This window comes from Spirosoma radiotolerans, from assembly GCF_000974425.1.
Lineage (GTDB): Bacteria > Bacteroidota > Bacteroidia > Cytophagales > Spirosomataceae > Spirosoma > Spirosoma radiotolerans.
Map to the genome: position 1 here is coordinate 6,473,639 of NZ_CP010429.1, position 12,985 is coordinate 6,486,623.

Here is a 12,985-nt window from a genome sequence, read left to right on the forward strand (position 1 = left end):
CCGGTTTTTATTCTGCTAATCCGTTCAACTCCGCAGAAACAGTAACATCGGATGGTGGGACAATCAATCGTAAACAAACGATAAACCAGTCCCTCTCTTCACTAACCTCGGGAACAGGCTGCTTAAGCTTTTGGTACTGAGCCGCAATGGTAGATAGGCCCACGCCGTTTGACAAAACGCGCGCCTTTTTGCGTTGCAGGTTATTGCGGACAGTCAGGTAGCCACCAGCATCAACGGTGATCTCGACCGTAAGAGGGTGCTTTGACGACGTACTATTATGCTTGACGGCGTTTTCGACCAGTAACTGCAATGTCAGAGACGGCAATAGATAGTGCTGGTAAGTATCACTTACATGAACCGTCAGGTACAGTCCATCGCCATAGCGTGTTTTAAGCAAGTGGTAATACGACTCAATGAAGGCAAGTTCGTTGGCCAAGGTTGTCAGTAGTTGATGCGCCCCGGCATCAGGGTTCGTACGCTGTCCGTCACTACGTGGCTCAGCGATCTGGTTGGCACGCAGCAGATACCGGTATACAACGCTTAATTCGTTGACAAACTGACCAGCTCGCTCAGGCTCATCGTCAATCAATGAAGACAGGGAGTTCAGGCTATTAAACAGGAAATGAGGATTGACCTGGGCTTGTAATGCCCGAAGTTGCATATCCGTGTTCTCCTGTTCAAGCCGCTGCTGGCTTAACTGAGCCTGTAAGCGCTCCTGCTCTAATCGATCTTTGGTGCGGGCTTGAGCAACGGCCCTCGCCACGGCCATCTTCCGCTGCCAGAATACTAAGCAGAGTGAGAAGCAAAGTAACTTAAGAATGAATCCGCCAATAATGATTTGTTGAATCAGGAGCATGGTATCCCGGGAGAGAGCGGCCGGTCCATGCATAAACAGACGGGTGAAGAAGTAATATACACTCTGGGCTTCGTTAAGCATCAGCAAAAAACTACCAATCATAAAGAACCATCCGATGGGATTCTGATGCCGTGATGCAATACCGAAACCCACTAGACAACACCCAGTTAGTGTACTCCAATAGAGAAGGGAAGCATACGGATAAATCAGCGTCGATAGCCAGCGTTCCGGTATGATCAGCAACAGACCAACTTCGATTACCATATACGTCAGTATGCTTAATTGAACCCAGCGAAACCATCGCTCAACTCGGCGGTGATATTGTTTCTGGTCGAACATGCGGTGGATTATCTCCACATAAATGAGCAGGGCCAGGCCATCTCCCCCCGTGTGTGAAGCCAGAAAATAAGGCTCGGTAAGCGGTAGGCCCTGCATTAAAGCCAGTAAAAGCCAAATTAACGGATGCAGGGTAAAGAGTCCATGTACCCAGTCTCGTGAAAAGCTCCACTGAACGGCGTTTAACAGGACGATTGTGCTCACTGCACCCAGATAAAAATTATGAATCATACAGCGCCTAAAGGAAATGGCTCAACCAAAACGAAGATACAGCATGATTCAAGATTTACTGCTTGATGTTAAACTGAAAGGCGGACATGCATTTGGTAAGCGTCGGAGGCCGTAGGGTTGTATTGGCAATTAAAACAGGGTTTAAGCGAATTCAGGTAGCAAAACAGATAGTTCATGACAGTTTGAATCAAATGGCCGTCACCTATCTATCACCTTTGCGATGAATTAAAACCAATGCCAGCGAAAAGTTTAAGTCAAAAATCTACAATAGTACCACTCCAACTATGGAGTTGATGACCAGGCCTGTGTTAAGGGCATTAATAGAAAACACTAATTCAAGCTATCGCTGGCACATTACAAAACAATTATTTACAGCGTAGCTACCTCAATCATGTAAGCAACAAATTCTCTCTCAAATGAAACCGATGAAACGCATTTTACTAATAGCTAGCCTAATCTGTATGGCTGCCTGCTCAAAGCACTCGGGCGAATCCATCTCCCCCCAACCACCTACTACTCCGCAAGCGGGTTACGCCATGGGTACTGTTTACGACGCTCAGGGAAAACCGATCAAAGGTGCTGAGATCACAATCAACAATACGGGTGGAGTCGTCAACAATCTGATTGGCTATTCTGATGCGAATGGGAATTATAAAATAAAGCTTAGTACTGGTGGAGGCCCATTAATTGGATCCTATTACGTGCGGGGACACGTTACGGTCAACTACCTGAATTACCCCTTCAAACTTGCCCTGTTTGTTGAAGACGATAGCGCATTTTCGCCCGAAGAAGGGGCCGTAAAAAACCTAAAACTAGCCATTGCAGGCCAACGATCTAATTTTGGAGACAGTGGCTGGTATGGCGGAACAATTGAAGTAGATAATCACACCCGGAATTCGCATTTCCCCAATATCGAGGTCACGCTGGAACCGGTTGGCCCCCTAGTCGATGGGAGTACGGGCGAAACGCAGGTAGCACGTCCCGACTGGCTGTATTCCTACAATGTTCCTATAGGCCAATACAAAATCACGGCAAGAGACCTATCCACGAACAAATCATTGGCCGTTAAAAATTACTACTACGACAAAGGGTACAATGCAGCCACGATGGGCGTTTTCGAACCCATTCTTACAGGTTCTGATCGCTACCAGTTAGTAATCGACGTAACGGACATGTAAATGCACCCTGCGACTCTGTTGCAAAAATCAGGCTTATAATAAAGGTTGCGGAACGAAACGGCGCGGGTTTATCCAACTAGTACGGCTTACCCCATAGCGCAGGGAATCTTGATTAACTGCGCCATTCTACTAGCTACTAATCGGACAATTAGCCTCGGCGTAACGATTACCATTCAGCCAGCTATTCTTCCAGTTCATACAGCTAATTGGCCAGCTCATTCATCGATACTTTCAAACGGCCTCATAGCCTCGCCACTTTTGTATCGGTCTGTAATAAATCCTCACATGAACTTACTTTATACCCTTGGAAAATGGATCGGTGGTATCTTCCTGACCCTGATCGCTCTACTACTCGTTGGCTATTTTTTGATCTCGCACAATATCAATCAGCGAATCCAGAAACACTACGCTTTCTCGGCCGAAACCCTGCCTATCCCGCATGACAAAGCTATGCTAGAGCGAGGTGGGCACTTAGCTACCATCAAAGGGTGTACCGATTGCCATGGCAAGAATCTGGCCGGGAAAATTTTCTTGAATGATGGGGCTGTGGGCAGGCTGGTAGCTTCGAATCTGACCCGTGGCAAAGGTGGTCGGCCAGCCGATTATAGCACATCCGATTGGCTAATGGCCCTGCGCCACGGTGTTGACCGTACTGGTCGGCCACTTTTATTTATGCCTTCGCACGAAAGCACAGTACTGGCCGAGCCAGACCTCCAGGCGCTAATTGCCTACTGCCAGCAGGTTCCTTCTGTCGACAACGAACTACCGGACCACGACGTTGGGCCGGTAGCCAAGATAATGACCTATTTAGGCAAAATGCCGCTGTTACCCGTCGAAATGATTAACCATCAAAAACCGATGGTTGCCCGTGCTGATACATCGTTGGGAATTGGGCAAGGTAAGTATCTGTCCATAACGTGCACTGGCTGTCATAAACCCGATCTAAAAGGCGGTGACCCCGTAGCGCCTGGATTCCCCCCTAGCCCTAACCTGACCAGTACTGGTGCCACTGGACGATGGACGCTGGCGCAGTTTGTCAATACGTTACGCACCGGTAAAACGCCGGGCGGGCATCAGATTAATAATGAGCATATGCCCTGGAAAATGACCGCTGCTTATAGTGACAACGAGTTAGCATCGCTCTACCAATACTTCCGCTCATTGAAGTAGCGAATTCACTGGGGCTAGCCGTCGACCGTGCAAATAGTAGTATAAAACAAGCCTGATTGGTTGGCAAAATAGAAGCGTTGAGCCCTGATACTAAACAAACAGTACAACCAATCAGCAAACAATTCATGCACGGCTTTTGGCAATTCATACATGATCACCTGTATTCAGGCAATTGAGGTAACTAGTTTTGACTCAGCAACTAAGCAAATCTCAAGTCATTATTCGTCCGCCCTATAACCCACTTTTTTATGAAAATCCTTGAACTTGATTTATACACGAATAATCTGGAGGCCGTTCGCCTTTTCTACGTCGGTCGCCTTGGCCTGCCTTTATTAAGCCGTTCCGTCACTCATCTAACGGTGTTAGTGGGCTATTCCAAGCTCACGTTCCAGCTCGTCGATCAGCCAGTGGCGCCCTATCATGTTGCGATCAACGTGCCTTATGACTCGCTTGATGTGCTCATGTACTACTATGATCTAGATTACCTGTCGACACAAAGGCCTGGGAAAACTATTGCTTACTTTCCAGACTGGCGCGCCAAAGCCTGCTATTTCTATGATCCTTGCGGAAATCTACTGGAATTCATTGCCCGCACCGATCTTGACCTGAATGACCCAAATCTAACCTTGCCAGAACTATTTCAAGGTATTAGCGAAATTGGGCTGCCGACTCAGGATGTTGCCTACACATCCCGCGAGATTCAACGCCGTTTTTGCGTAAAGCAGTTTGGTAAAACGATACCTCAGGCTGATTTCAATGCGCTGGGCGATGATAACGGGCTTTTTATTCTGGCTAAAGAGGGTCGTACCTGGCTTTTCTCGAACACCCAGGCCAGGCTAAGTTATTGCCGGGTTCAATTCACCTGCGGAGTTAATGAGATCCTACACCAGTTGTATTCGTTTGAAGTCAATCTGTTACCGATCGGATTCGCAGAGAAAACTCATCGGCTTAACCTGCCTGATCCAGCAAAAGCCCTGACTCTCAAGACAATAACACGAAATCAAACACCATTACTCTTTTTTAACAACAGTGCTCATGAACAAAACAGTAATTAACCCCTGGCAATGGCAAGATCGATTAGGCAATGCCCGAGCCATGGAAAACCCTCACGCTAGCCCCACATTGTTTTGTGCTGGACAAGCCGCCCTGAATGCAAACGGCCAACCCATTAAAGGCAAGAAGGCCGAGCCATTCGGTCTGTGCTTCGACAACCAAACTACAATCAGGCATTATGCCGGACACTCCTTGAAAAAGGTGGTGCGCCTGAGCCATTACCAGATTTCGGTTGAGCAGATTTTTGCCGTATACAGTGAGGTAATTAGTCGGCTTCAGGCTGCTAGTTCCTTACTATGTAGCACCCTGATCGAAGTGAAAACACGGGCATTTCAGCAATCCAGGGTTGAAACCGACACAATAGCCGTCAAGTAAATCCGTCTATGTGCCGACTCACCCAACACTCTACCGGGGCTTGCGAGCTGTGCCTTCGTAAACAACTAGGCACCCGTAATCAGACTGACGCCCAGGCGCGACCTCTGCAATCTGGACCTATTGCACCGGTTTCCAATTATTCATCTTTTATAACATCCTCTAAACGTTCAAAAACTCATGCAAAATCAGCGTTACAATGTATTTAATCAAATTCATAAAGGTTTGCGGGGCATGCTGTATGAAACAGCTATCCGTGTACAGCAAACCCATTTTTCGAAGGCAGAAGCTAGCGAAACGATTGATCAATTAAATCAGGTTCTCCTGTTTTTCGATGAACACGCTGAGCATGAGGATCGATTTATTCTGCCGCACATCCAAAAGCACAACGCGCAACTCATTGATGAACTGGAAAAAGAGCATGAGATCGACCACCGATTAACGCAAACGCTTTTTGATCAAATCCAAGAATGGAAAGCGGCTACATCAGCGAATCAGTTGGAAGCCATTGGTCAACGTCTTCACTTCGGCTTTAGCGAGTTCATCGCCTTTAACCTCTACCACATGAACAAGGAAGAGAACGAGCTGATTCATTTGCTCTGGAAGCATTACACCGACGCCGAAATCCGACAGATGGAGCACGAGATCATACAAGCCATCTCGCCCCAAACGCTTATGGCCGAAAGCCGCTGGATGATGCGCTCAATTAACGATAACGAAATAATTGAGTGGCTATCGGGGGTCAAACATGCTGCACCCGCATTCGTATTTGACAGCTTCCTTCAACTGGCCAAAGAAGAACTACCATTGGAGCGCCTAACGAAAGTACATGCCGCTCTGGAAATAGCCTGACAATCAGTCCTCTTTTTTATCACAACAAATACCATGAACAAATTAGCAACTTTCACCGTGTTCGCAGCCCTTTCGGGACTGTTCTTATTGACAACTTCGTTCGGTTATAAGACCGATACCGTTTCGCCTAAAGCCAGCCATTCGACCGATCTTGGGACCTTGCTTGTTGGCACGCGCTGGCAGATGGCCGATTTCAAACTCGGTCAGGATATCGATCTGGATGGCGATGGCCACCTCGATACTAATCTGATGAGCTTTCTACGACCCTGTGATCTGGACAATACGATTGTCTTCGAGCCAAATGGCACGGTGTCCGTTGACGAAGGCAACCTCAACTGCGATGGACAATCTGCGTCTGGTACACCAAACCCAGGTAACTGGAGTTACGACAAGGCGACCAACAGTCTGATCATTACCAATGCAATTAATAACAAAACGTCGACCTGGAAGATCATCGATGCCGCCGATAATTATCTTAAAGTAAAGGTGATCAGTAGCCAGGAAGGGCCGTCCTCAGCGGCAATAGTAACCTGGAAAACGCGCTAAGTCAACGATCAGTCATACAAGGGGTGCCACGTTTAAAACTAATTAATGTCATTTCCCGTCAAACAACGCATAAGATGCAGTACAAACTACCTGTCCTAGCTTTATTTCTAACTGGCAGTCTGCTAACAGGATGTCAGGATCACCGAATTCCAACTGCTGTTCAGCCTACAATAACAACACTGACAACGGGTTTAATAGCGCCAATTGGCGTGGAGACCGATGCGAGTGGACGCATTTTCGTAACCGAGCAAGGCACTGGAAATAACGATGCCCGTGTGTTGGAAATCACCCCTGATGGGAAAACACACCCACTAATTACAGGGATGTATTCATTCAAACGCCCAGACGGTGAACTGGACGCTACGGATCACCTGTTGGCGGCTAACGGCATGCTTTATGTATTGAATGCTAAAGGCCTTTACACCCTCGATCTTACCTCATTCAAAACAGGGGATGCACCAATTCCAGCGTCCAGTATGACGCCCGAGAACATTCAGAAGTTTGTAATAGACTACGCTTTTACTGAGGACACGGGCGAATCACACCTGTACAATATGACCCTTGGCCCCGATGGTGCGCTTTATTTTTCGGATGCAGCCGCTAATGCAATTATTCGTCGATCGAAAACTGGCCAGTTGAGTGTTGTGACAGCCGTGCCGGGTATTGCCAATCCAAACCCAGCTGGCCCTCCTCCAGGACCACCAGTTATCGAATCGGTACCCACGGGGATTACGTATGATGGAAAGCAGTTTGCTATCAGTACCTTGCTTGGCTTTCCGTTTCCGGCTGGCAAAGCGCTCATTTATCAGATGGATCTAACAGGAAAGCTCCGTGTATTTCAACAGACCTTCAATAGCCTGGTCGATATTGAGAATGATGGAAATGGCAACTACCTGGCCCTTGAATTTGCCGTGTTCGGCCCAACGGGTTTCACGCCTAAAACAGGCCGATTGCTGCGGGCAAAGGGTAGTAGCAGCGACATCATTTTTGATGCATTAAATATGCCAACGGACTTAAAAGTAGTCGATAGCCATACGGCTTACCTGACCAGCTTGGGTGACGGTACCTTAGTAAAAATCACGTTTTAGCTAGTTTCATTCGGGATTAACAATAGAGCGATTAAGTTTACCTGGCTACCTCAATTGTTAATCCCGAATGATTCATTTATTCAACCACAATTAGTAAAAAGGTCATCTGGTTATTTTGGCTACTGTCACTAATTCGCTGCCTTATCGATTAATACGCCCCCCATTTGACGACGATTACAACTACCTTCCCTACAAAAGTTTATAGAAAGGCCTGTATGCAACAACTCGTCCTGTTAAAAGGACCAATCTCCCAATTTCATAGCTCCTGGTCGAGAATGAGATTAATTTGCTTACGCTACCAGTATGTCTTTTCTTGCTTTAAGCTATGATCTTTGCCAACGACTCCCGTCTTCGTTGGCTTGGACCCATTGGCCTGTTTCTGTTCGGAAATATATTTTTCCGGCTCGCTTTTTGGCTACAGGCCAATCCCCTCGCACTCATCCACTCAACAGTTGTTGGATTAGGGGCTGGCTGTTTATTCTGGCAGCTAAACCGTGCTATTATTCGTTATTTACAACGCCAGCATCCGGGTCTGGAGCGAACGACTAAGCGACTTCGGCTCTTGTTGGTCCTGACACCCATAGCTGTAAACGGGGCTGTCTTTTTCCGATTTTTACTTCACTTGCTTTTAGGTTCTCGGCCAACACTTTGGCTCGGCCTGGTCGACTATGTGACGTCACTGGGCATCCAGTTATTTTACCAGGTCGTATACATCAGTATTTACGAAGGCAACTACTTGCTAAGCCAATGGAATCGCACCTATCAGGAAAAAGAAGAGCTCATAAAAATTCAGTGGCAGACCCGGTTCAATTCGCTAAAGGGACAGGTTAATTCTCATTTTCTGTTCAACTCACTTAACGCCCTGTCAGCTCTGATTGAAGAATCGCCAGCACAAGCAAGCCAGTTTGTCGACGAACTCTCCAAAATGTATCGATATCTTCTCCAGGCAAACGACCAGGAACTAGTTTCACTACGTACCGAATTAGCCTTCATTGAGTCATACGCCCACTTGCTCCAAACGCGCCATGGCAGCGGGGTTAGCGTAAAAATGACCGTTCCAGAAGATCAGCTGGCGAGTCCACTGCCACCGTTAACGTTACAACTGCTCGTCGAAAACGCCGTTAAACATAACATCGTCTTAGTTAATCGACCCTTATTAATTGAAATCGGCACGACGAAAGCCGGTGAATTACAAGTTCGGAATAATCTTCAACGCAAACATATCCGTGCGCTCAGTAATGGCGTTGGTCTGGCCAATATTATGGCCAAATACCGCATGTTAACACCGAGAGAAATTATTATTCAGGAAGAAGACGATCATTTCACCGTTCGGCTACCGTTGCTCAACTCACATTGCTAGTGCTACTGGCAACTTTGATATCCCTTTTATTAATACCGCCCTATTTGTAAAGATTCGTTTCTATTGATCCTTCTCCAACGGCTCCCCTCTATATTTATACGCTTTTATACCCTGAATAAGTAGTTAAACGCTAAATAACCCATTCAGAACGCCAGGACTTGGAATGACTGTAAAACAAAACGCCTGTAGCATAACCATGTCTCCGGTTACTATTAACTAATAGTCGTTGAAGTATAGCTAGCATACTGAAAACAGGATCAAATAGCTCACACAACGATTAGTAAACGGGAAGTAGTCATCTTGAATCAACCTAGCAAATGAATAATCAATATACCCAACGACAAATTACCTAGTATTTACTAACCGTCGATCTGTAGCTTTTACCAACAATAAGCCGACCCCTATCAAGAAGTCGGCTTATTGTTGGTAAAAGCTACAGGTACTATCGCTTGGCCACAAAAGCCATCGCCATTGTTTCGTTTGTAGACTGGTCGGTCTCCGAGTAGTTAAAAATAACGGTACTCCCCTCTGCATCAGCAATGCGTGTAGTGCCGGAAAACAGACCATATTCAGAACCTTCCTGCTTAATATCCAGATCACCAAAGTCCTGCGCGTAATCGTCTAGCCCGGATGTTTTCAGCAGCAGTTTCATATTCACTTTCGTATCCGATATTTTCGTCAGGGTTACTGTTCCCGATACCATTTTTCCGTTACTGGTTGTCGGTAGGGTCGGCAAGTCAAGGTCCGTTTGTGAATCGGTATAGCGGAATGAGGTAAGTTTATAGCTGCCCACAAACTTATCGGCAAGTACCGTATTGGGTTGGGGAGCAACTTCGCTGCCTTTTTTACAGGCGGTGAATGCCACAGCAACAAACAGGAATAGCAATAATTTTTTCATAGTTATTTGTCGTTTTTGAGTTTTGTATGTGATTACAGCCACAAACTTAAGAGCGCTGCCTCCCTCCACCAGAGGCTTGGTGTTTGAGCCGGGAGTTAAACTGCCTGAACTGCTATTATCCGTTTATAAACTGCAGTTACCGAACATCTTTGCTTTTAAAAGCCAGGAAACATGTAGACTGGCAGCTGATCAACTTTTATATAAGTCTCTTTCAGGATGTTCGCTAAACCCATTCATTCTGTTCAAAAGAACGCGGGGCGTTTTGCGCTTCAACGTATTGCCAACGATTAAATAACCTCGTCCATCTACGGAAATTCAGCTGGGAAATGGTCGCTTCGGCAAAACGAACTTTTGCCTGATTGCATCTTCAACTACTAGCTGGTAATGCGAGTCTGGACATGCCCTTGCAGTGATTAACTCGTGTACCATTTGCCGTCTATTAAAGTCAATTCAGCAAGCGAGAATCACGGTTGATACAGCATTTATGACAGCTAGCTCATTCGCTACTTCAATTGACCTGAATAGTAGGCAACATTTGTATCACCAGAGAGCGAATACTTCTAATTAATTTCTCACTTCCTCAACTGGACATTCCATTCTAGTGAAATCCACTTTTTAAACCAAAAACAACAAGTACTTATGAAATCTATTAAGAAGATCACTGTATTGGCGTTGGCAGCGATCACAGTATCCAGTTCATTAACCAGTTGCGCAACCGTATTCGGAGGGCGCGTTACAGATCATCAAAAACGTAAGCCACTACCTGGTGAAACACAACGCGAAGTCCGAGTAGGTGCACTTATCGCCGATGTGCTTTTATTCTGGCCAGGAGCAGTTGTTGACTTCGCTACCGGGGCCATCTACAGGCCCTTGCGAAATACATCGGCACAGGTTCAACCAACAGCCACCAATTCTGTAAAAAAACGCCAGTAGGTTACACGACAACAACTAAACGTATAGGAAGTACCGTTATAGCATTCTGTAACGGTACTGAGTTATTTTTTGTGTCAGTACGTTCGTAAAAGACTAATCGGGGAACAGTAACAAAACATCACACTACAAACCAGTTACGCTTTTCTCCGATTTACCCATCGATACTTGTCTTTATTGAAGCACGCCAGGTTGAAAGCCCATTTTTGTGGTGTAGACAAAGGCTATAAAAATAAACATACCCTCACTTTAGTAACGAGCCCGCTTTTCAACGGAATCGCACTGGCCCTAACCCCGACTCTGATTCGCAATGCCTTGGGCTTTATCAATAATAGTGCTTACCAACAGTCAGTTACGACAAATTTCTTAGGAACAAAGTCAACCCTACGCTGCAATAGCATAAGCGGAGGGGTATACCAACCAGCATCAATCTACAGCGCTCTTACGACCATTCTACGTACCTATTTTTAGCCATGAAGCCAATTCATATTTTACTTATTTTGCTACTAGGCAGCTTTCTCTCCTGCCAGAAGCCAACGGATGCGGTTAACCCTGATGGTCCATCCCCAGGTCAACCCGACACATCAACCGGAACACCAACTGAAGTAGGCCAACCCATAGGGACACCCACGACAAAAACAATAGGAAAGTCTGGCGGAACGATTTCAACGCCTGATGGCAAGTTAACACTCATCTTTCCTGTCGGGGCACTCGCCAAAGAAACGCCAATTACGGTTCAACCAATTCAAAACAAGGCTATTAATGGCATTGGGATCGGGTACCAGTTTGGCCCAGATACCCTAACGCTGAATCAACCCATTACCTTTGTATATCACTACAATGAGAACGAATTAGTCGGAACTACTCCAGACGCGCTTGGGTTGGCCGGACAGGATGATCGGCACATCTGGACAGTAAAACAGTCGGCGGTAGTTGACAAAACGAACCGCACAATTACCAGTAAAGCCAAGCGATTAGACCGGTGGGCTGCCCTGATAACTTACTATCAGTTAACTCCTGTTCAGGATACAGTCTATCTGGGACAAGTACGGGAGTTGACACTCAATCGATGTACCGATAAAGAGCCTTGGGGTAATACAGACATCAAGGACGTAAATGTTGAACTGTATAACCGCCCTGCGGAGATCAGAAATGTGCGGGATGTGCTCTTAAATGGGAACAGCTATTCACACCCGGAACAAGCCAAATCCAAGGATGGTAAAGTAGGCTTCACGTACGACTCCAAGACGTTAAAAGTGGTGTATACTGCTCCCAGTGATAAAGTACCGGCCACTAATCCGGTCATTGTTACCGTACAGTTAGAAGGTCCTAACAACGCTCAACTGCTGTTATCTTCTACCATTAAGGTGGTTGGTGAAAGTAACTTAGTGATAAATGGTCACTCATACGACAACGTAACGCCAAGCGGAGGTTTTATCAATGGGCATCTTATGGTAACGGCTACGGGCGTCGATTCGACAGGCAAAAGCGGCAGTATATCCCTGTTTCTGAACAGCCTTTCAATAGGGGCGCATCCGTTTTCAAATGACTTAGAACTTCTGGAAGGCACTTCAATCAGTGTTCTGAATGGAGCGGGTAAAGGAGACGAATTAGAAGGATCATCCATTTATTCGACCTGTCTTATTCCGAAAACCGAATCAGGTGCCATTCAGGTGGTTAAAGTTGAACGGTCAAATGGCACAGCAAAAGTAATTCTTCAACTAAGCGGACGCGTTGTGACCAAGCATAGTTACAACGCAGAAACCTGCACCGTCAACGAGCATAAAACGATGTCGGTAAGCGGTCGGCTTACGGTCGTTGCCCGAGAATAGAAAATCATTCTGATTCTTCTTATCTCATAATCTTATTAATTTCTTTATCATGAATTTTCTCCGAGGACGATGTGCCGCGCTAACGGTAAAAAACAGTCGTATCAGCAACAGCGGAGGCTATGGAATAATGTACACCTCCGATGCCACGCTCAACGCCGATGCCAATTCGGTAAATACGTTTACGAGCAATGCACAAGCCAGCCTCTACAAATTGTAAGTAGTCATTGGTAATCCGTTTCCAGGCGCTTAACTGAAGACGGATTACCAATGATGCAATCGGTTT

The 12,985-nt window shown here is 46.2% G+C and carries 13 protein-coding genes; 11 read left to right on the forward strand and 2 right to left on the reverse strand.

What is annotated here, in order from left to right; translation table 11 throughout:
* Positions 1-7 precede the first annotated feature (7 nt).
* On the reverse strand, positions 8-1,423 hold the full coding sequence (locus tag SD10_RS28950; protein ID WP_052731303.1) for a sensor histidine kinase: 1,416 nt from the start codon (positions 1,421-1,423) through the stop codon (positions 8-10).
* Positions 1,424-1,884: 461 nt separating this feature from the next.
* Here SD10_RS28950 and SD10_RS26375 point away from each other — a divergent pair, with 461 nt between their 5' ends.
* From SD10_RS26375 to SD10_RS26410, 8 genes are all read left to right on the forward strand, one after another.
* Entirely contained in the window at positions 1,885-2,601 is a 717-nt protein-coding gene (locus SD10_RS26375; RefSeq protein ID WP_148562516.1) for an Ig-like domain-containing protein, read from the forward strand.
* A 285-nt stretch (positions 2,602-2,886) separates the two neighbouring features.
* On the forward strand, positions 2,887-3,771 hold the full coding sequence (locus tag SD10_RS26380; RefSeq protein WP_046578174.1) for a c-type cytochrome: 885 nt from the start codon (positions 2,887-2,889) through the stop codon (positions 3,769-3,771).
* Positions 3,772-4,019: 248 nt separating this feature from the next.
* A complete protein-coding gene (locus SD10_RS26385) occupies positions 4,020-4,826 on the forward strand; it encodes a VOC family protein (RefSeq protein ID WP_179945479.1) in 807 nt (268 codons plus the stop codon).
* On the forward strand, positions 4,807-5,199 hold the full coding sequence (locus tag SD10_RS26390; RefSeq protein ID WP_046578177.1) for a Rid family hydrolase: 393 nt from the start codon (positions 4,807-4,809) through the stop codon (positions 5,197-5,199). The genes SD10_RS26385 and SD10_RS26390 overlap by 20 nt, the downstream gene beginning before the upstream one ends.
* A gap of 177 nt (positions 5,200-5,376) precedes the next feature.
* A complete protein-coding gene (locus tag SD10_RS26395) occupies positions 5,377-6,048 on the forward strand; it encodes a hemerythrin domain-containing protein (protein ID WP_046578179.1) in 672 nt (223 codons plus the stop codon).
* Between the two features lie 33 nt (positions 6,049-6,081).
* A complete protein-coding gene (locus SD10_RS26400; protein WP_046578181.1) occupies positions 6,082-6,594 on the forward strand; it encodes a lipocalin family protein in 513 nt (170 codons plus the stop codon).
* A 74-nt stretch (positions 6,595-6,668) separates the two neighbouring features.
* Positions 6,669-7,682 carry a ScyD/ScyE family protein gene (locus SD10_RS26405; RefSeq protein WP_046578183.1) on the forward strand — a complete coding sequence of 338 codons (1,014 nt, stop codon included), beginning with the start codon at positions 6,669-6,671 and terminating at the stop codon, positions 7,680-7,682.
* Positions 7,683-8,007: 325 nt separating this feature from the next.
* Positions 8,008-9,042 carry a sensor histidine kinase gene (locus SD10_RS26410; RefSeq protein ID WP_046578186.1) on the forward strand — a complete coding sequence of 345 codons (1,035 nt, stop codon included), beginning with the start codon at positions 8,008-8,010 and terminating at the stop codon, positions 9,040-9,042.
* Positions 9,043-9,484: 442 nt separating this feature from the next.
* Here SD10_RS26410 and SD10_RS26415 read toward each other — a convergent pair whose 3' ends face one another.
* A complete protein-coding gene (locus SD10_RS26415) occupies positions 9,485-9,940 on the reverse strand; it encodes a hypothetical protein (protein ID WP_046578187.1) in 456 nt (151 codons plus the stop codon).
* Positions 9,941-10,579: 639 nt separating this feature from the next.
* Here SD10_RS26415 and SD10_RS26420 point away from each other — a divergent pair.
* The 3 genes from SD10_RS26420 (at position 10,580) to SD10_RS29765 (ending at position 12,919) form a co-directional block, all read left to right on the forward strand.
* Positions 10,580-10,873 carry a hypothetical protein gene (locus SD10_RS26420; RefSeq protein WP_046578190.1) on the forward strand — a complete coding sequence of 98 codons (294 nt, stop codon included), beginning with the start codon at positions 10,580-10,582 and terminating at the stop codon, positions 10,871-10,873.
* Between the two features lie 470 nt (positions 10,874-11,343).
* The gene (locus SD10_RS26425; RefSeq protein WP_046578192.1) at positions 11,344-12,702 is read left to right on the forward strand and encodes a hypothetical protein; all 1,359 of its coding nucleotides are present in this window, start codon (positions 11,344-11,346) and stop codon (positions 12,700-12,702) included.
* Positions 12,703-12,751: 49 nt separating this feature from the next.
* Positions 12,752-12,919 carry a hypothetical protein gene (locus tag SD10_RS29765; RefSeq protein ID WP_158500599.1) on the forward strand — a complete coding sequence of 56 codons (168 nt, stop codon included), beginning with the start codon at positions 12,752-12,754 and terminating at the stop codon, positions 12,917-12,919.
* The last annotated feature ends 66 nt before the right edge of the window (positions 12,920-12,985 follow it).